The following is a 19,329-nucleotide window of genomic DNA, read 5'->3' on the forward strand; positions in this document are numbered from 1 at the left end:
AAGACATCAAACCTGATGCGTCAATAGCTAGATGGAAGATGAGGGATAAATTTTTACTCTGAGTTTAAACGGCCAAGAATATATCCCCAGAAGCGCAAAACTGTATCATTCTTGGCTGACAAAAGATACAGGGTTGAAAAAGCAGTGCTTCTTTGTAAATCCTATGGTAAACGCAACTATCACTAACGTAGTTGAGGCTGTGCGTCAGTCTGCATACCCAATTATAGGTACAGCTACAGATTATGATCCATTAATTAACTTGATTGGTAATGCTCGTTTTGTGTTGATTGGGGAAGCTTCCCACGGCACTCATGAATTTTATTACCAACGGGCTGAGATTACTAAAAGATTAATTCAAGAGCAGGGTTTTACAGCCGTTGCCATAGAAGCAGATTGGCCTGATGCTTACCGTGTTAATCGCTATATTCAAGCCGTGAGTACAGATCCCACACCAGCAGAAGCACTGGCAGGTTTTCAACGCTTTCCTACTTGGATGTGGCGCAATACAGATATTTTAAATTTTGTCAATTGGTTGCGTGAATATAACGACAATCTACCAGATAACGCGATTAAGGTTGGTTTTTATGGCTTAGACCTGTATAGTATGTATGCTTCAATGGCAGCAGTGATTAAATATCTTGAGCAAATAGATCCCCAAGCAGCCCAACGCGCCCGTTACCGTTACTCTTGCTTTGATCATTGTGGTGAAGATAGTCGGCAATATGGGTATACAACTAGTTTTGGATTAACTAAATCCTGTGAGCAAGAAGTAGTTAGTCAGCTAGTGGAACTACAACAACAAACTGCCGACTACATCAGCAAAAATCATCAATTAGCAGCAGATGAATTTTTCTCAGCTATACAGAACGCACGATTAGTTAAAAATGCCGAGGCTTATTATCGCTCAATGTTTAGTGGGCGAGTTTCATCATGGAATATTCGAGATCGCCACATGGCAGAAATGCTAGAACAGCTAGTTGAACATTTGGATAAACGAGGAACACCCAGCAAAATAGTGATTTGGGAACATAATTCCCATCTAGGAGACGCAAGAGCTACAGATATGGGAAAATTGGGTGAGGTGAATTTAGGTCAATTAGTACGCGATCGCTACGGAAAAGATGCGGTATTAATCGGGTTTAGCACCTACACAGGTACAGTCACAGCCGCTTCTGATTGGGGCGGAACAACGGAACTCAAGCAAGTACGCTCCGCCTTACCGGGTAGTTATGAAGCCATATTCCATGAAACACAACTACCGCAATTTTTGCTGTTGTTACGGGATGATAATTCAGCTATTACCAGTCTCAGAGAACCCAGATTAGAAAGAGCAATTGGTGTCATTTACCAACCCGAAACCGAGCGTGTCAGCCACTACTATTATGCTTGTCTGCCGAATCAATTTGATGCCCTGATTCACATTGATGATACTAGGGGAGTCGAACCCCTAGACAAGACTGCTTACTGGGAAATGGGCGAAGCACCAGAGACTTTTCCTTCGGCTCTTTAGAAATTGGGGATTGGGAAAAGAGAATTTCTGCCAACTAGATTAATTTTGAAGCAATGAGAAATAATTTTGATCCATTGAGAATGGGAAACCGCCTAGCAAGGAACTGGTGGACATTAGCCTTGCGGGGAACACTGGCTATTCTCTTTGGTTTAGTAGCACTATTTTGGCCGGGAATTACTCTTACGGCCTTAGTATTGCTCTTTGCTGCCTTTTTGGTGGTGGGAGGATTTTTATTAGCGATCGCAGCCTTGAAAGATCGTCTCGATGATACTAATGCTTGGCTAATGTTGGTTGAAGGTGCAGTAGGGATAATAGTAGGCATTTTAGCATTTATCTGGCCGGGCATTACTTTCATTGTGTTGCTTTATCTCATTGCTGCTTGGGCAATTATCACCGGTATTTTTGAAATTATTGCTGCCTTTCAATTGCGAAGGGCAATTGAGAATGAATGGCTACTAATCATAGCCGGAATTGCTTCCTTTTTCTTTGGTGTGTTGCTGGCAATTTGGCCATTAGCTGGAGCAGTAGCCATTGCTTGGATTATTGGTATTTATGCCCTTATCTTTGGAGTATTACTATTAGCTCTTTCTTTCCGAGTACGTAATTGGAGCAATCAAAATAATTCGTAATTCCTAATTCGTAATTAAGTAAGTCGGTGCAATAAAACCAAACTATGTAAAGAAAAGTAAATAAGGCTCAAACTCTTTTTCCCCCTGCTCCCTGCCCCCTGCTCCCTGCCCCCTGCTCCCCGCCCCCTGCTCCCTGCCTTATTCCAACAATAATTATTTACGCCGACCTACTTATTTTAAGGTTCACTCTTTTTCAATGATGGGACAAATTGTAGTGTGAGGATTATCAGGTTTGATTTCCCAGCCTGAAAGTAGTCCTTCTAACTCTTGTTTGAGAATTAGTAATTGTTGAATTTGTTGATCAATGTCTTTGACTTTATCTTCTAATTTAGTTTTTATGTGTTCACAAGGTAATTTTCCGGCATCATGGACTTGTAAAAATTCTTTAATTTCTGATAATGTCAAACCCAAACCTTGAGCGCGTTTAATAAAATGCAAACGAGCAAAAACATCATCATTAAATAGTCTAAATCCCCCCTCAGTTCTCCCTGAAGATTTCAACAGACCGAGTTCTTCATAGTAGCGAATGGTTTTAATAGGAACACCACTTTTCTTGGCTACCGAACCAATTAGTTCTGATTCTTCTTGCATCAACATAAATAGAACGGTGTAAATAATTAAAGGTTTGTAGTAAGGACTTTAGTCCTCTCGTACTACGAAATAAAAAGTATCTCCCATGCCCCATGCCCCATGCCCCATGCCCCATTCCCAATTAATATGCCAATAAAAGAACAAATTAAGACTGAGATTTACTTACAAGAAACCACCATAATTCTAACCCAATTAACCCTAGTCCACCGATTGTCACAGCAGTTTTTATTGGTAGTGTTTGTTCAATACGACGGAATTGAGTTGTAGATACTTGATGATTCATTGTTGCTAAAGTTTTATGAGGCAATAAACCAAGTATCAATCCGCAACTTGCTAGACTCGCAAGAACTATTTTTTTACTTAACATTTTAGCCATACTCCTAGAGAATTGATTTTGGTTGAAATTTACGCAGACGTAGAGCATTAGTAACTACTGAAACCGAGCTAAATGCCATTGCTGCACCCGCAATAATAGGGTTAAGTAACCAACCGAAAATAGGAAAGAGAATCCCAGCCGCAATAGGAATACCCGCAACGTTGTAAATAAAGGCGAAAAATAGATTTTGTCGAATATTTTGGATAGTGGCGCGACTGAGTTGAATAGCTGTGACAATACCTTGCAAATCACCAGATATGAGGGTAATATCGCTAGCAGCGATCGCAATATCTGTACCAGTCCCAATAGCAATACCCACATCAGCTTGAGCCAAAGCCGGCGCGTCATTTATCCCATCCCCAACCATCGCCACAATTGAGTGCTGAGTCCTGTTTTCTCCCCTGCTCCTCCGCAATTGCTCCACTTGGGCAAAGCCCAAGACCGCATTGCTCTCTGCCCCCTGCCCCCTGCCCCCTGCTCCCTGCCCCCTGCCCCCCCACTTCTCAAATTGCAGCGACTTAACCACCTCTGCCTTTTGCTCAGGACGGACTTCTGCTAACACGCGCTTAATACCAACTTCACGGGCGATACTTTCGGCGGTGCGGCGGTTGTCGCCTGTTAACATCACAACTTCTAAGCCAAGTTTTTCCAACGCTTGCACAGCTTTGACAGAATTGGGTTTAATAGCATCAGCAATTCCCATTAACGCTTGCATTTCTCCGTTTACTGCTAGCCAAACGGCAGTTTTACCTAAGTATTCCAAACGTTCTTTATCTTGTTGTAATGCTTGGGTGTTAATTGCCAATTCTTCCATCCACCGTTGTGTACCAATTTGGACAAGATTATCATTTACAATACCTTGGACACCACTCCCGGCAATGGCTGTAAAATCTCTGGCTTCTATTAATTTCACTTCCTGAGATTGAGCATATCTGACAACGGCTTCTGCTAGGGGGTGTTCCGAATTGCGTTCTATGGCTGCCGCTAGTTGCAATAGCTTGATTTCGTTGCTGTTAGCTGTACCATTAACTGTCAGAAAATCTGTAACTGTGGGTTTTCCCTCGGTAATTGTGCCGGTTTTGTCTAAAACAATGGTTTTAATTTTGTGTGCTAGTTCTAAACTTTCTGCACCCTTAATTAAAATGCCGTTTTCCGCACCTTTACCTGTACCTACCATCACAGATGTTGGTGTAGCTAAACCCAAAGCACAGGGACAAGCGATAATTAACACCCCGACGGTAGTCATCAATGCCAGGGTGATGTTGCCCATGATATTAAACCAAATTATCAAAGTCAGGAGAGCGATCGCAATCACCACCGGCACAAACCAACCTGTAACTTGGTCTGCTAGTCTTTGAATAGGAGCTTTAGAACCTTGCGCTTGCTGTACTAACTGTACAATCTGCGCCAGTACAGTATCCTTACCTACCCGTGTAGCCCGAAATTGGAAACTCCCTGTTTTATTAATAGTCGCGCCAATTACCTCATCCCCTACCTGCTTTTTCACAGGTAGACTTTCCCCTGTCACCATTGCTTCATCAACTGTAGAAGCACCGTTAATTACTTCCCCGTCCACAGGAATCTTTTCCCCAGGACGAACTAACACCACATCACCAATTTCTACTTCTGCAATTGGCACGTCTATTTCTTGTCCGTTGCGAATTAACCGCGCTGTTTTAGCTTGTAACCCGATTAATTTACGGATGGCTTCTGAGGTTTGACTCTTGGCGCGATGCTCAAATAAACGTCCTAATAAAATTAAGGTAATGACAATTACAGCAGTTTCATAATATACATCTGCCATCAAACCCTGACTGACGAAAAAACCAGGAAATACCGTAGCAAATAGAGAATAAAAATATGCCGCACTTGTACCCAAAGCTATCAATGTATCCATTGTGGCGTTATGACGTTTGAAAGCTTTCCAGGCGTTGATATAAAATTTTTGACCGCACCAAAATTGTACAGGTGTAGTTAAGATGAATTGCAACCAAGGGTTATGCAGCCATGCGGGAATGAAAGGTAGGTGTAATCCTGTCATCATTGGCAGTGAACCAATTAACAGCACAATACTAATAATTCCGCCTACTATCAACTTCTGCTGTAAATCCTGTAACTCTTGCTGGTGATGTCTTTTGTCATCATCATCATCCCCTGTCATCAGGGTTTGTTCCGGCAATGGATAAGCAGAGTAACCGGCTGCACTCACCGCATTTTGGATAGTTTGTAAATCCGTTTTTTGGGCATCATATTTGATTGTTGCCTGTTCTGCGCCAAAGTTAACGCTACATTCCTCCACCCCAGTCACAGCAGTGATAGCATCTTCAATATTTTTGGCACAAGCCGCACAACTCATCCCGCGCAGTTTCAATGTGGCATTATCCATATTGCTCACCCCATTGGTACACTTTTATCTTGAATCCTCCAGTCAACTGGAGAGTCAAGTCTTTTGGGGAATTAAAAATTAAATGTTGCAATACAAAATAAGGTGGTGTAGGAGGGGAAATATTGACTCAAAGTTACAGTTCTTCACATATCTGCAATGTGGAATCATGTTTTGCCTTAACCTGATAATGATAGGACTGGCAATTATTAAGAGAAGAGATTCACAAAGGCAGGTTGGGATTCATGGCATATTCCTGGTTTAAAGCATTTCATATTATTGGCATTGTGGTTTGGTTTGCGGGGTTGTTCTACTTGGTCAGGTTATTCATCTATCATGTAGAAGCTAACCAAGAACCAGAACCCGCACGGACGATACTGAAAAATCAGTATCAAATTATGGAGAAACGCCTGTATAACATCATCACTACGCCAGGAATGTTGGTGACGGTAGCAATGGCTATTGGTTTATTAAGTACAGAACCGGAAGTTTTAAAACAGGGTTGGTTACACTTCAAGTTGCTGTGTGTGGCTTTGCTGTTGGGTTATCATCATTACTGTGGTCGGTTAATGAAGAAGTTAGCCGCCGATGAATGTCGATGGAGTGGGCAGCAGTTACGGGCATTGAATGAAGCACCTACAGTTATGCTGGTGGTGATAGTGATGCTAGCTGTGTTTAAGAATAATCTACCGACAGATATCACAGCTTGGTTGGTTTTTGGACTGATTATTTTGATGGCGGTGACAATTCAACTTTACGCCAGAAAGCGTAGACTGGATAAAGAAAAACTCACAGCCCAAATAGGACAAGTTCCTCAAGAACAAAGTTAGATAGGATTGTTTGAGATATTCTAATTATTCTTGAAACCCCTCTCCCCTGCAACTGTAGAGACGTTGCATGCAACGTCTCTACTTTGATTCTTGCTCCCCTTCCCTACAAGGGAAGGAGTTGGGGGTTATAGCAATTCATGAAAAGAATGAAACAGATGCGTAGGTTGGGTTGTAGCTTGCTTCCCCGTAGGGGTACGAAGTGAAACCCAACAATCACAAGACTTTGAGGTGTTGGGTTACTCTTCGAGAAGGCTGCGCCTACGTTCCTCAACCCAACCTACATTTGCATCATATTTTTTGTGAAATGGTATTAGGTTTAAAACAAGTTGCACACGGCGTTATTTATCAAACTCATAGCGTCACGCACCAACCATTAATTGTGATACTTGCGTAAGTCCTGCTAAATTAAAAAATATTAAAAAATAGTTGGGATATCTCAGGTAGATGTTATATGCAATATCAGGAATTATTTAGCGATCGCCTGGCTGTGATAGCGACAATGCACCAGAAAGAAAAAGTGATTGCTCCCCTGTTAGAACAGGGATTAGGAGTTAAGGCGATAGTTCCCCAGGAATTTAATACAGATATTTTCGGCACATTTACCAGGGAAGTAAAACGCCCAGGTACGCAAATAGCAGCCGCTAAGTTAAAAGCCCAAAAAGCTCTAGAATTGACTGGAGAAAATTTAGCGATCGCCAGCGAAGGTAGTTTTAATCCTCATCCCATAATACCTTATATTTACGCTAATCGAGAAATAGTCATTTTATTAGATAAAATTAATAACTTAGAAATTATTGGTGAGCAATTTTCTACAGAAACTAACTTTAATCATCAAGTTGTTGAAAATTTAGATGCAGCCTATGAATTTGCTGATAAAATCGGCTTTCCTGAACATGGACTTGTTGTTAGTTTTGCGGTGTCGAAAAATAGTCATCCGCAAATTATCAAAGGTATTAACACCGAAGCCAAATTCCTAGAAGCTCTGAACTTGGCTTTAAACAATGCCCACAACAATCAAATAACTATTGAAACAGATATGCGGGCAATGTACAATCCTACCCGCATGAAGAATATAGAAGCAGCCACCCGTAATTTACTAGATAAAATTAATAGTCGCTGTCCTCAATGTCAAACACCGGGATTTGAAATTACTGAACGCATCCCCGGTTTACCTTGTGAAATATGTCATCTGCCCACCACATTAACCCATAGTGTGATGTATCAATGTAAAAAATGTGGGTTTAGACAAGAAAAATTATTTCCTAATGGTGAACAATTTGCCAATCCTGCCCAATGTATGTACTGTAACCCTTAACTTCAGTTATCACTTATTAATTCGCCGTCAGAATTAACATTTTCTTTGATGTAAATATCTCGAATGGGGAAAGGAATAGAAATTCCTGTTTCTTGATAACGTTTATGCAGTTTCTTGATAAACAAGTGTTTGCCAATGCGTTGATCAAAATATTCACTGACACGCATATATAATGTGAAGTCTATACTAAAATCCCCAAAAGTATGAAATCTGATATATGGTTCATTCTTAATTAATTCCGGGGCAATTTCTTGCATCACTTCTTTAGCTACTTCTACCGTCACCCGTTCTACATACTCTAAATCACTATTGTAACTTACACCTAAAGTCATCGTTAAAGTAATTTCTTTAGCTGGAAGATGATAATTAGTGAAAATTGTTGAACCGAGTTTAGAATTAGGAACTATGACTACATTATTAGAAAGCTCTTTAATGCTGGTATTACGCCAAGAAATATCAGTCACATATCCTTCATTACCATCATCTAATTTGACATAATCTCCAGTTCTCACTTGTTTAGAAAGAATTAGATAAAAACCAGAAAATAAATTAGCAAGGGTATCTTGTAATGCTAAACCAACCGCTAAACCTCCGACTCCTAAAGTGGTAATAATCGGAGTAATAGCAATTCCCAAAGTTTGGAGTAAGATTAATCCTCCTAATCCTAAAACAGCAGCTTTAGCTAGGTTAGATATCAGAGATGCTGTTGCTCTTTCTGTGGTCTTAGTGTATAGACGGACGAAACCCGCACTCAGTCTAGCTAAAACTAAGGTAACTGAAAATAGGAAAACTATCGTAGTGATTTTTTGCAATAAAATAATCACATCTGTTTTAATCGGCGCAGTGACAACAGCACCGGAAAAACCTGCAAGTACAAACCAAACAAAAGGCATCCGTTGCAGAGATGTAAATATGATATTGCTGCCGGGAATTTGTTTACTGGTGGCAAATTTTTTCAGTCTCTTGAAAATAAATGTCTCACCAATTATTCCCATCAGCAAGCCAACTAAGATAAAGCCTAAAGGTAAAATCCAGTCCATCATTATTAATTTAGAATTTCAGACAAGGGGATGATTACTGCAAGATTTTACATCATCAGTACACAATCACAAATCTCCAGATGGATCGAATACTACAATTCAGGTGAAAATAAATAACATGGATCTACCAATTATTTATCACCCTGATTATGTTGCACCATTACCTGAAGGTCATCGTTTCCCGATGCCAAAGTTCCAAAAGCTCTATGAGTTGCTGTTAACTGAAGGTGTAGCACACATAGAACAATTTCATACACCAACGCGCCCGCACTTAGACTTAATTGAGTTAATTCATACGCCCGATTATGTGCAAGCTTACTGTCAAGGCACATTAGATGTTAAAGCACAGCGTCGCATTGGTTTACCTTGGAGTCCAGCATTAGCCAATCGTACCTGTGTGGCAGTCGGTGGGACAATACTCACGGCACAGTTAGCATTAAATCAAGGTTTAGCTTGTAATACGGCTGGTGGAACTCATCACGCCTTTCCCAGTTATGGATCTGGTTTTTGTATTTTCAACGATTTAGCGATCGCCACTCGTGTTCTCCAAAAACAAGGACTAGTACAGAAAATCCTGATTGTTGATTTAGATGTCCATCAAGGAGACGGTACAGCGTTTATTTTCCAAGATGATGACAGTGTATTTACCTTCTCCATGCACTGCGAAGTTAACTTTCCTGGTACAAAACAAAAAAGTGATTTAGATGTTGCTCTACCCGTAGGAATGGAAGACGACGCTTATTTACAAACCTTGGCGAATTACTTACCAGATTTGTTATCTGAAGTCAAGCCAGACTTGGTATTATATGATGCTGGTGTTGATCCGCATATAGGCGATCGCTTAGGTAAATTAGCCTTAACTGATACTGGCCTTTTCCGTCGAGAAATGCAGGTATTAACTACCTGTGTGAGTGCTGGTTATCCCGTCGCCTGTGTCATTGGCGGTGGTTATGCAGATGATCTAAAATCTTTGGTTTGGCGACACTCTCTAGTCCATCGTGCCGCAAGTGAGGTTTACCATCAGTATAAATTATACTAATACAGTTTTGGTGTCATCTAATAAGTAATGAGTAATGAGTAATGAGTAATGAGTAATGAGTAATGAGTATAGGACTTACGCAACTGGCATATTTTTCACGTAGGGTGTGTGACGCTGCGAAAGTATTGGAACGTAGTCATGAGACTTATAGCGTCACGCACCAACTATCAATTGTGACACTTGCCTAAGTCCTGGAGTAAATACCCATGACTTATTACTTGTTACTTCAAGAACGCGAAACATAACTTTTCCCACTGCAAATTTTACTCAGCCAGAATAGAAAAGGATGTCACGAGTTGGGAATTTAAGGGTAATATAGTAGTTACGCTCGTAATTACATAGAAAAAAGTTTTATGATCCAGACTTTAAAGTTACGCAAAATTGGTAATTCTGTGGGGGTGACATTTTCTAAGGAGTTGTTAGAAAAGCTCAACCTTTCTGAAGGGGATATTTTATTTGTGACGGAAACAGAACATGGACTCCAGCTTAGTCCTTATGATCCTGAATTTGAGAAAGCGATGGCCATTTATCGGGAAGGTAGCCAGAAGTTTCGTCATGCGTTGAAAGAACTTGCTAAGTGAATGAACCAACTTGGCTGACAAAACAGATGGTGCTTGCTATCCATGAGGATTTGATTTCTCAGTATGGCGGTTTATCTGGGGTGAGAGATACGGGGTTATTAGAAGCGAGTTTAGCCCGTCCCCGGCATAAATTTTCTGATCAGCCGCAGGCTTCGCTCTTGGAATTGGCGGCGGCTTATGGTTTTGCTTTGTGTAAAAATCATCCCTTTCTAGATGGCAATAAGCGTACAGCTTTTATGACGATGTATGTTTTTTTGGGGTTGAATGCTTATAGTTTCAATGCGCCAGAGCCGGAAATAGTATTAGTCATGGAGAGTTTAGCTTCTGGGGAGATTGACGAAAATACTTTGCAGATTTGGTTAGCAAAATATGCTGATCAATTGCTGTGAACAGGGTGTAGGGCTAACATCGGTAATCCACATCAATAAATCGTAATTACCCTTCACTAGTTACCGAACTCAACAGATAATTTAAGTATTAGGATGTACACTCTAAATAAGTATTTCTAATCAAATTGAGATTAAAGATTGTTAGAAATTATGAATTGAGAGTTAATTTAGACTCTCAAGATTTACCTTGTCTGTAGGTAAGGTGAAATTCCATAATTCTTAACCGAAAATTAGCTCTCATAGGCGATACAGAAATTGGTTCAACGTCGATAAAATCTATAGGCAGGAAGAGCCGAGGAGAACGCAGTGGGCTTATTAAAAGGCTTTGAAATTGAAATGTACACAGGTACACCTCAAGGGGAAATCGTCGGTCTTTCCGATAAAATTGTGGCTGACTTAGATGGATTTGTCAGAGAACCAGACAGTCGCAACGTCGAATACACAACCAGTCCCTTACAGAATTATGAAAGTCTGTTGTGTGCCTTGCTGCGTCCTCGGCGAGAATTGCGAAAATATCTGCAAAAATTAGGAGACTATACCCTAATTCCGGGGAGTACCTTATCTTTAGGGGGAAGCGATCGCTTTATGCGTTCCAATCCGGCTAACCCCTATCATGACTACATTGAAAACACCTATCACACGAAAGTTGTTACCGCTAGCGTTCATATCAATATAGGTATAGATGATCCAGAAGTGTTAATGCGGGCTTGTCGCTTGATTCGCCTGGAAGCACCCTTATTTTTAGCCTTAAGTGCTTCATCACCCTTTTTGGATGGTAAAGCTACCGGTTATCACTCCACCCGTTGGGCTGTTTTTCCCCAAACACCAGCCTATGTTCCACTGTTTGAAAATCATGCCCATCATATTGAATGGGTAGAACAGCAATTAGCTGCGGGGACAATGCAAAACGTCCGTCACCTGTGGGCATCAGTCAGGCCAAATGGCGATCGCCGTCCTTATGATTTGAATCGCCTCGAATTGAGAATTTGTGACTTAGTGACAGATCCCATCGCCTTACTTGCCATTACAGCCCTATTGGAAGCGCGATTACTCCAACTCATCAAAAATCCTGATTTAGATCCTTTAACCCAAAGTATTTTGTCTCCCGAAGAACTGATCAGCATCACCAGCAAAAACGAAATAGCAGCCGCTACCACTAGCCTTGATGCTCAACTCACACATTGGCAAGATGGGCGCACCATCATCGCCAGAGATTGGATCAGTGAAATCTATGCAGAAGTTTGGGCGATCGCCAAAGAAGAAGGTTTTAGCTGTTTCCTCTCTCCTTTACAAAAAATCCTCCGCGCCGGTAACGAAGCCCAGCATTGGCTACAACTCCATAAAATTGGTTTAGATAGCCAGCAAGTCATCACTCAAGCCATTACCGCAACTTACGAACGAGAAATCGAACTACAAGATAAATTGTGTTCTTCTCTGGCAGCTTAATCATAATTTTTGGGCATTGGGCATTGGGCATCGGGCATCGGGCATCGGGCATCGGGCATGGCACGCTTGTTAAGCTGAAACCTCGTCAGGGCAGGGTGTGGGAGGTGTGGGAGGTGTGGGAGGTGTGGGATGGTGGAGAACAAATCTTTCCCCCCACACTCCCCTCTCTCCCCACACTCCCCCCTCCCTTGTCTCCCTTGTCTCCCTTGTCTTCCTTGTCCCCCCGCTCCCTTCCCCCTGCCCCCTGCTCCCTGCCCCCTGCCCCCCGCTCTGCCCAATAAACCCCCGTCTCTACCAAAAATCTTCAATGTTAAGTAGATAAAAGTAGCAATTTTTGCTTTTAAAAATCTAATCTATATCTCTAGCTTGACATTTATTAACAAAACCTATCGTTAGCCTGTGTCTATTGGTAGATTTTTCGTGATAAATATATCTTTTTATACAAATAATAGTTTTACGGACAATGCCCCAGGTAGTTTTAGTTAATCCGCAAATTCCTCCGAATACAGGTAATATTGCTCGTACTTGTGCGGCGACAGGTACAGAGTTACATTTAGTAGGCCCTTTGGGATTTGAAATTAGCGATCGCTACCTCAAACGAGCCGGCTTGGACTACTGGCCTTACGTCAAGCTGCACTATCACAAATCTGTAGAAGCTTTTAAAATAGCGCATCAAGAGCGTGGAGGCAGATTATTAGGTTTTTCTGTCCGTGGCAGTTCCAATTACATTCACTACCAATTTCAAGATGATGATTGGCTATTGTTCGGAAGTGAAACCACTGGCTTATCAACAGAAGCTTTGTCAATTTGCGATGGTCTCTTACATATCCCAATGGCTCAACCAGGTGTTCGCAGCTTGAATTTATCAGTCAGTGTAGCTATCGGTCTATTTGAAGCCCGTCGCCAGTTAGGTTATTTACTGTAATTGTGAACTAAAATTTGCGTAAGTAATTTTGCTTACGCAAAATATGTATTTTCATTACGAAATAAGACTTTTAAGCTTGTAAATCTTTCGTATATATATGTATTCCTGTAATATTGATTACGTTATTTTTGATTGTCAACTGTAATTATATTTAAAATTTAGAAAAAATAAATGTTTTTATGATAAGAAATTTGTATATCAAATTTCATCACTTAGCAAATTTGAATGATAGATTTTGATGAATTAAAAAGCTGGAGGAATAGGGAACAAAAAATTCAAAACCCTTTCTTATATAGACTTTGCGGCCTTTTTGGTGAATAAATATTTTTCAGGAGCAAAAAAGCAGTTGTGAGTTTGTACGGTTGTTTTTTAGGGAATAATCAACGTAAAGTCTCCTGTTGGGAAGACGGATCTGCTAAAAAACCCTTGAAGATATTTACATCAGGGGGCATCGCTTTTCCAGAAGTCTTAGTGAGAGTTGCTCACAGCGACTGTTTCCTTGGAAAGTATCATGTATTTTCTAGTCAGACCGCCGAAAGCAAGAGTAACTAAAGACAACTCTGTGAATAGCAAACTGTGTGAGGGGGTGAGGAGTTAAACGGACAAGTCAGCATAGCAACTTTTTAAGGTTTGCTAACAGGTGTGAACTTGTCTAAATCAGAGAACCAGGTTAATCTTGCCTAAGTATCTCTGGTAAAAGTGATCTTGATCTATCGTGTGATGTGATCTAGATCGTTGACTAGTTCCAACTGGAAAATCTAGGTCAGTTAAGCACTATTGATCATAGGAGGTCGTCTTTGAAACGAGCATTGAAAAAAAGAGTAAAAGCTGTGTTGAATAATACCCCTAGCAGCGATGATGCACCAGTGGATCAACTGAACGTGGCGAACAATAAGGCGAATCGCCGAGCGCGTACACAAGTAGCCATGATTGGTTTAGCAATCTCGATGGGAGCAACCAGCCTTTTGGTGACTCGGCAAAGCGATCAAGCCCAAGCAGCAGCACCTGTAGGTAGCCAGAAAGCCACCTCAAATGCTTCTGTCACCTCTGATAATCAAGTGAAATTTGCTCCCACAAAGCTGGGGACTCCCATAGTCTTATCAACAAGTGTGCCAGAAAATTCTGTCATACTTGAACCAACAGCAGTTTCACAATTGCCTGGGCTTGAAGCTAAATGGCAGGTTTTGGCAAGTGGAATGTCTGTGCCAGTTTCTACCTCAGAAACTCTTTCTCAAAATTTAGCAGCTTACAAAACTTCCATAGACAAGCAAGACCAAAAATCACAGCCAGAGCAAGCTCAATCTGGAGAGCCGCTTGCTCAAACTAATGATGTTGATGGTCAACAAACTACATTTATAAAAACCCAACCACAAACAGATGTAGCAGCAGATAGTCAAGCTGCTAGTAGTGAAATTAATCCTCAATTGAAGGCACAGCAAGAATTTGCTCTGAATCGCCTCCAGGAAAAATCGAACCGTTTAAGAAAAAGTCTGGCACAGTTGCGGTCTGAGGAGTCAAAAGATTTATCCAAAGATACCTCTAGCTTAAAAGAGCCAAAGGTTATAGCCAATCAGTTGCCCCCTCTGAACACTAACGGCACAGTTATCCAACAGTCGCCAACTGCGACCACTAGTAATCAAGAGCAGTTAGCAACAACTGTACAACAGCCACAGCCGATTACTATTCCCGTGCAGCAACCAGCAACAACTACACCAATAGTTACACCAGTTGCCCCAGTTGCACCTACAATTACTGCACCAACACAACAGGCTAATTACGAAGTCAAACCAGGAGATACCCTAGCAGCGATCGCTAGCAGATACAATACTTCTGTTTCTGAATTAGTCAAAGCTAATGGCATCAGTAATCCCAATCAGCTGCAAATTAGCCAAAAATTGGTGATTCCTGTAGCTCAGAACCCCAGCAACAGACAGTACCCAATTAACTCGGAAATAGCTAGTACTCCTGTTAAACCCACTAGCGTTAATTCCCAGCCAATTACTGTACCAACACCTGTTTTAGCTGATAACAGCAGTGTTGCTGTACCCACAACACCCTCTGAAGATAGCGACAACCAAGCAACAACTTCTGTTGAGCCTTCAGAAACAACTGCGACTAACCCCATCACTCAAGGTATAGGTGGTGACACACCTGTTCCCAGAGCTTTCGTAGAAATACAGAAACCGAAAAAGTCTAATGACAGAGTAGCTAGAGCTAAAAACGAGCGTTTACGTAGCTTACAAGCCGAAATCAAAAGACTACAAGCAAAATACCGCGCTCAACAGTCTGGCAGAAATGCTACATCCCAAACAACAGAAAATGTAGCTATTCCCATTCCCGTAGCTACTCCCAATGACTTGACAGTCTCTAGACCTGTTGCTAATCAAAGTAATTTTTCTATTCCTATTACTGTTCCCACACCTCTGACATCTGGCTACGCTAACGAACCAGTTAAGCCGACATTCCGCGCTACTCGTCCTCTGGATAATGAGCCAGTTAACCCGGAGTTCTTGCCTAACCGTGAACCTAGTCAGTTGAAACCATCCCGAAATCCATCGAGTGTGAGAGTAGCAACACCTCCGGCTGGTTTGGATGCTGCCGACTCTTTAGGCAATATGCGGGGAAGAACTGTGTCTCCAGGTAAGCTACCACCACTAGCTGCTGTAGACCAATATCTACCCAGAACCATTGATGAGAATACACCTGTTCCATCAAGTGCTTCTACAACTTACGTTTGGCCAGCTAGAGGTGTACTGACATCCGGCTATGGTTGGCGTTGGGGAAGAATGCACAGAGGTATTGATATTGCTAACGCTGTTGGTACGCCAATTATTACAGCATCTGATGGTATTGTCGAAAAAGCAGGCTGGAATAACGGCGGCTATGGCAATCTTGTAGATATCCGTCATTCGGATGGCAGCTTAACTCGTTACGCTCACAACAGCAAAATTTTCGTCCGAGTCGGTCAACAAGTAACCCAAGGGCAGCATATTGCTAACATGGGTAGCACCGGTTTTAGCACTGGGCCACACCTGCACTTTGAAATTCATCCAGCAGGTAAAGGAGCAGTTAACCCCATAGCGATGCTACCGAAAAACCGCATCTAACTAATACCTGTTTTTAATTTCAATATTAGCTAGTTATAAAGAGGGAGTAATTAAGCTCCCTCTTTTATTATTTTTGACTTTGACTTCGGCTAGCGATCGCTTAGAATAGAAAGGTTGTCAAGAATTGCGATATCGGCTATCATGGCTGTTCCTAAGAAGAAAACATCTAAATCTAAACGAGATAAACGTCGGGCTACCTGGAGACGCAAGGCTGCTGTAGAAGCACAAAAAGCTCTTTCCTTGGGTAAATCTATTTTGACGGGACGTTCTACATTTGTCTATCCTACTGCTGAAGAAGAAGACGAAGAAGAATAAGAAAAAATTGGTAATGAGTAATTGGACTTACCTAATTACCCATTACCCATTACCCATGACTGATGATCAAATAATCACATCAACAGTAAAGTATCTATAACCCCTAATTTTTGGATTTTCAACAAAATTAATATTTAGGGGTATAAATTTTGGTAACTATTACCCCTACACCCCCACACCCCTATACCCCTACACCCCTAAAAATGTAACTATGCTAGGGAAATTTTTTCACAAACCAGATCCAGAATATAGCGATCGCGTCCCCCCAGGACAACACTTAGCTAAGGGTTTTCCGGTGTTAACCTACGGTACAGCACCACAAGTTACTATAGAAGAATGGGAATTTCGGGTTTGGGGTTTGGCTAAACCTGTAGTGTTGAGTTGGTCAGATTTTATGAATCTACCTCAACACGAGTTCACCGCAGACTTTCACTGTGTCACCCGTTGGTCTAAGCTTGATGTTAAGTGGACGGGGATTAAAGTTACCGATTTTATGAATTTAATTGAGGTAGATTCCAAAGCAGCCCATATTATGGAACATTGCTATGGGGGCTACACTACTAATATTGCAATAGCGGATTTTGTCAGGGAAGAAAATTTTTTCGCCTTTAAGTTATTTGGTGAACCATTACCCAGAGAACACGGGGGGCCAATGCGGTTAGTTGTACCCCATCTCTACGCTTGGAAAAGTGCTAAATGGATTAATGGTTTGGAGTTTTTAGAAACAGAAGAATTTGGTTTCTGGGAACGCAATGGCTACCATACTCGTGGTGAACCTTGGGCGGAAGAAAGATATAGTTATTAATTCACGTCTAATGTGAACTAAAATCTTGCGAATACCTAGATATTTGTAGGGGCGGGTTTACCGAGATTAGGAGTTAATCATGAAAGATGTTTGTTAATCCGCCCCTACTATTACGTGAGTTCGACAAGTCTTTTCTGACCTCTCCCCCAACCCCTCTCCGACGCGGAGAGGGGAGTAAAAAGCAGATATATCAAGAAAAAATCAAGGTTTTAAAGCCTCTCTCCTTGCAGGGGAGCCAGTGCGTTGGGCGGCTTTGCCGACTTGTTCGCGTAGCGTCTCGTAGAGAAGCAACTGGCGTGAGAGGTTTGGAGAGGGGTTTTTTCCAGTCGTCGAACTCACGTTACTATTGATTGGATAGACGGTTTTCCTAATTCACATCAGGCGTAATTCGTAATTTTTTAACCTGTATTGAATTAACGAATAATTAGCTTTAACAAGGATAATTTACCTTTGTATGGTGCGTATCGCCAATTGATGTCTAGCCAGAAGGAATTTTTTAAGACGCTTTTATAATGTGAAAAGGTGTCGAAACTGGCTTTACCGTGGTAACTGCCAATACCGCTATTGCCTACACCGCCAAAGGGGAGAGATGATACAGCAAATTGCATGGCTATATCGTTGATACATACTCCTCCTGATGAGGTATTGTGTAGGATGTGTTTTTGTAGTTGTTGATTGCGGGTAAATAGGTATAAAGCTAAGGGTTTTGGTTGGGAATTAATCAGGGCGATCGCGGTTTCTATATCTGTATATTCTATGATGGGTAAAATCGGCCCGAAAATTTCTGTCTGCATGATCGGATCTGTTAAAGATACATGATCAATTAATGTCGGAGCAATATATAATTCTTCGGGTTTAGTCTCACCACCAATGATGATTTCACCATTGTTTAATAGTTTAGTTAAATGCTCAAAATGCTTTTGATTGATAATTCTAGGATAATCTGGGCTATTGGCAGGGTTTTCAGTATAAAATTCTTTGATAGTTGTTTTTAAAGCAGCAATTAAATCTGGTTTAATGGCTTTGTTGACTAATAAATAATCCGGGGCTACACAAGTTTGTCCAGCATTAATAAATTTACCCCATATAATGCGTTTCGCTGTATGTTCTAAGTTAATATCTGTATCAACAATGCAAGGGCTTTTACCACCTAATTCTAAGGTAACTGGAGTAAGGTTTTTTGCTGCTTCCGCCATAACGATTTTACCAACGGCAGGGCTACCAGTAAAAAAGATATGATCAAATTTTTCTCGTAATAGTTGTTGACTAGTTTCTATTCCCCCCGCAACTACAGCTATATAATCATTCTCGAAGTATTTACTGATAATTTCAGCGAAAAAATTAGAAGTATGAGGCGCAAGTTCTGAGGGTTTAATTATCGCACAGTTCCCAGATGCGATCGCACCGACTAAGGGAGCAATAATTAACTGAAATGGATAGTTCCACGCCCCCATAATTAAGACAATTCCTAATGGTTCTGGGACAATTTGGGCTGAATATTGTATAAGTTTTAATGGCAGGGGTGCTTTTTGAGGTTTCGTCCAATTTTTTAGATGCTTGATGGCATAATCAATTTCTCTAATAATAAATAGTTCTGTGGCATAGCTTTCAAATTCTGATTTATGTAAGTCTGCCTTGAGTGCTTCAATAATTGCTGATTCATGGGTTTTAATTAATTGTTTAAGTTTTTTGAGTTGTGCTAGGCAAAAATCAATATTTTTGGTTGTACCAGTGTCAAAAAAATCTTTTTGTTTTTGTAAAAGTTCTGGGATGTTTGATGTAGTGTTTAGAATCATTTCACAATTTATTTTTGATTGTCGAAGGTAGAAAAACTCATTACGAATTACGTTAGCGTACCATCTCGTAGAGAACTCCATTACGAATTACGTAGCTTGCTACTCTTCTCTACGAGAGGCTGCACCAACGAGTTCTCCAAAGGAGTACCCGCAAGGAATTAAGTAGGTAGGCAGAATAGAACCAACCTGTGTAAAGAAAAGTAAACAAGCCTAAAACCCTTTTTCCCCCTGCTCCCTGCTCCCTGCCCCCTG

The 19,329-nt window shown here is 41.1% G+C and carries 18 protein-coding genes; 12 read left to right on the forward strand and 6 right to left on the reverse strand.

Features of this window, described 5'->3' with window-relative positions; all coding sequences use genetic code 11:
• Positions 1-163 precede the first annotated feature (163 nt).
• Positions 164-1,510 carry an erythromycin esterase family protein gene (locus tag ACPZ3T_RS25725; protein WP_490272268.1) on the forward strand — a complete coding sequence of 449 codons (1,347 nt, stop codon included), beginning with the start codon at positions 164-166 and terminating at the stop codon, positions 1,508-1,510.
• A gap of 53 nt (positions 1,511-1,563) precedes the next feature.
• Complete coding sequence (locus ACPZ3T_RS25730; protein WP_490272269.1) at positions 1,564-2,139, forward strand: HdeD family acid-resistance protein; 576 nt, start codon at positions 1,564-1,566, stop codon at positions 2,137-2,139.
• Between the two features lie 183 nt (positions 2,140-2,322).
• On the opposite strand, the gene ACPZ3T_RS25735 is transcribed toward ACPZ3T_RS25730, so the two are convergent.
• The 3 genes from ACPZ3T_RS25735 to ACPZ3T_RS25745 all read right to left on the reverse strand — a co-directional run bounded on the left by ACPZ3T_RS25735 (position 2,323) and on the right by ACPZ3T_RS25745 (position 5,492).
• Positions 2,323-2,736: a heavy metal-responsive transcriptional regulator gene (locus ACPZ3T_RS25735; protein ID WP_490272270.1), complete on the reverse strand. Its 414-nt coding sequence runs from the start codon at positions 2,734-2,736 to the stop codon at positions 2,323-2,325.
• Positions 2,737-2,875: 139 nt separating this feature from the next.
• Positions 2,876-3,052: a hypothetical protein gene (locus ACPZ3T_RS25740; RefSeq protein ID WP_490272271.1), complete on the reverse strand. Its 177-nt coding sequence runs from the start codon at positions 3,050-3,052 to the stop codon at positions 2,876-2,878.
• Positions 3,053-3,110: 58 nt separating this feature from the next.
• Positions 3,111-5,492, reverse strand: a complete 2,382-nt coding sequence (locus tag ACPZ3T_RS25745) for a heavy metal translocating P-type ATPase (RefSeq protein ID WP_490272272.1) — start codon at positions 5,490-5,492, stop codon at positions 3,111-3,113.
• Between the two features lie 242 nt (positions 5,493-5,734).
• Between ACPZ3T_RS25745 and hemJ the strand changes: the two genes are divergently transcribed.
• Both hemJ and ACPZ3T_RS25755 read left to right on the forward strand, forming a co-directional pair.
• Positions 5,735-6,319: a protoporphyrinogen oxidase HemJ gene (gene hemJ, locus ACPZ3T_RS25750; RefSeq protein WP_490272273.1), complete on the forward strand. Its 585-nt coding sequence runs from the start codon at positions 5,735-5,737 to the stop codon at positions 6,317-6,319.
• Positions 6,320-6,770: 451 nt separating this feature from the next.
• On the forward strand, positions 6,771-7,634 hold the full coding sequence (locus ACPZ3T_RS25755) for a DUF6671 family protein (protein ID WP_490272274.1): 864 nt from the start codon (positions 6,771-6,773) through the stop codon (positions 7,632-7,634).
• 2 nt (positions 7,635-7,636) lie between these two features.
• Here the strand turns inward: ACPZ3T_RS25755 and ACPZ3T_RS25760 are convergent, their stop codons facing one another.
• Positions 7,637-8,677 (reverse strand): mechanosensitive ion channel family protein, encoded by a 1,041-nt coding sequence (locus ACPZ3T_RS25760; protein ID WP_490272275.1) that lies wholly within the window; start codon positions 8,675-8,677, stop codon positions 7,637-7,639.
• Positions 8,678-8,792: 115 nt separating this feature from the next.
• On the opposite strand from ACPZ3T_RS25760, the gene ACPZ3T_RS25765 reads away from it, so the two are divergent.
• The 4 genes from ACPZ3T_RS25765 to gshA all read left to right on the forward strand — a co-directional run bounded on the left by ACPZ3T_RS25765 (position 8,793) and on the right by gshA (position 12,129).
• Complete coding sequence (locus tag ACPZ3T_RS25765; RefSeq protein ID WP_490272276.1) at positions 8,793-9,713, forward strand: histone deacetylase family protein; 921 nt, start codon at positions 8,793-8,795, stop codon at positions 9,711-9,713.
• Positions 9,714-10,066: 353 nt separating this feature from the next.
• A complete protein-coding gene (locus tag ACPZ3T_RS25770) occupies positions 10,067-10,294 on the forward strand; it encodes an AbrB/MazE/SpoVT family DNA-binding domain-containing protein (RefSeq protein ID WP_490272277.1) in 228 nt (75 codons plus the stop codon).
• Positions 10,291-10,683 (forward strand): type II toxin-antitoxin system death-on-curing family toxin, encoded by a 393-nt coding sequence (locus ACPZ3T_RS25775; protein ID WP_490272278.1) that lies wholly within the window; start codon positions 10,291-10,293, stop codon positions 10,681-10,683. Before ACPZ3T_RS25770 ends, ACPZ3T_RS25775 begins: the two co-directional genes overlap by 4 nt.
• Before the next feature lie 306 nt (positions 10,684-10,989).
• On the forward strand, positions 10,990-12,129 hold the full coding sequence (gene gshA, locus ACPZ3T_RS25780; protein WP_490272279.1) for a glutamate--cysteine ligase: 1,140 nt from the start codon (positions 10,990-10,992) through the stop codon (positions 12,127-12,129).
• Here the strand turns inward: gshA and ACPZ3T_RS25785 are convergent.
• A complete protein-coding gene (locus tag ACPZ3T_RS25785) occupies positions 12,126-12,407 on the reverse strand; it encodes a hypothetical protein (RefSeq protein ID WP_490272280.1) in 282 nt (93 codons plus the stop codon). The two genes, gshA and ACPZ3T_RS25785, sit on opposite strands and share 4 nt — an antisense overlap.
• A 185-nt stretch (positions 12,408-12,592) precedes the next feature.
• Here ACPZ3T_RS25785 and ACPZ3T_RS25790 point away from each other — a divergent pair, with 185 nt between their 5' ends.
• From ACPZ3T_RS25790 to ACPZ3T_RS25805, 4 genes are all read left to right on the forward strand, one after another.
• Positions 12,593-13,054, forward strand: a complete 462-nt coding sequence (locus tag ACPZ3T_RS25790) for a tRNA (cytidine(34)-2'-O)-methyltransferase (protein ID WP_490272281.1) — start codon at positions 12,593-12,595, stop codon at positions 13,052-13,054.
• An 830-nt stretch (positions 13,055-13,884) separates the two neighbouring features.
• Positions 13,885-16,161, forward strand: a complete 2,277-nt coding sequence (locus ACPZ3T_RS25795) for a peptidoglycan DD-metalloendopeptidase family protein (protein WP_490272282.1) — start codon at positions 13,885-13,887, stop codon at positions 16,159-16,161.
• A 141-nt stretch (positions 16,162-16,302) separates the two neighbouring features.
• A complete protein-coding gene (rpmF, locus tag ACPZ3T_RS25800; RefSeq protein ID WP_490272283.1) occupies positions 16,303-16,476 on the forward strand; it encodes a 50S ribosomal protein L32 in 174 nt (57 codons plus the stop codon).
• Positions 16,477-16,687: 211 nt separating this feature from the next.
• Positions 16,688-17,281, forward strand: coding sequence for a sulfite oxidase-like oxidoreductase (locus tag ACPZ3T_RS25805; RefSeq protein WP_490272284.1), 594 nt, complete (start codon positions 16,688-16,690; stop codon positions 17,279-17,281).
• Between the two features lie 413 nt (positions 17,282-17,694).
• On the opposite strand, the gene ACPZ3T_RS25810 is transcribed toward ACPZ3T_RS25805, so the two are convergent.
• Positions 17,695-19,077 (reverse strand): aldehyde dehydrogenase, encoded by a 1,383-nt coding sequence (locus tag ACPZ3T_RS25810; protein WP_490272285.1) that lies wholly within the window; start codon positions 19,075-19,077, stop codon positions 17,695-17,697.
• Positions 19,078-19,329: the final 252 nt, after the last annotated feature.

It is taken from the genome of Aliinostoc maniaoense (assembly GCF_058172895.1).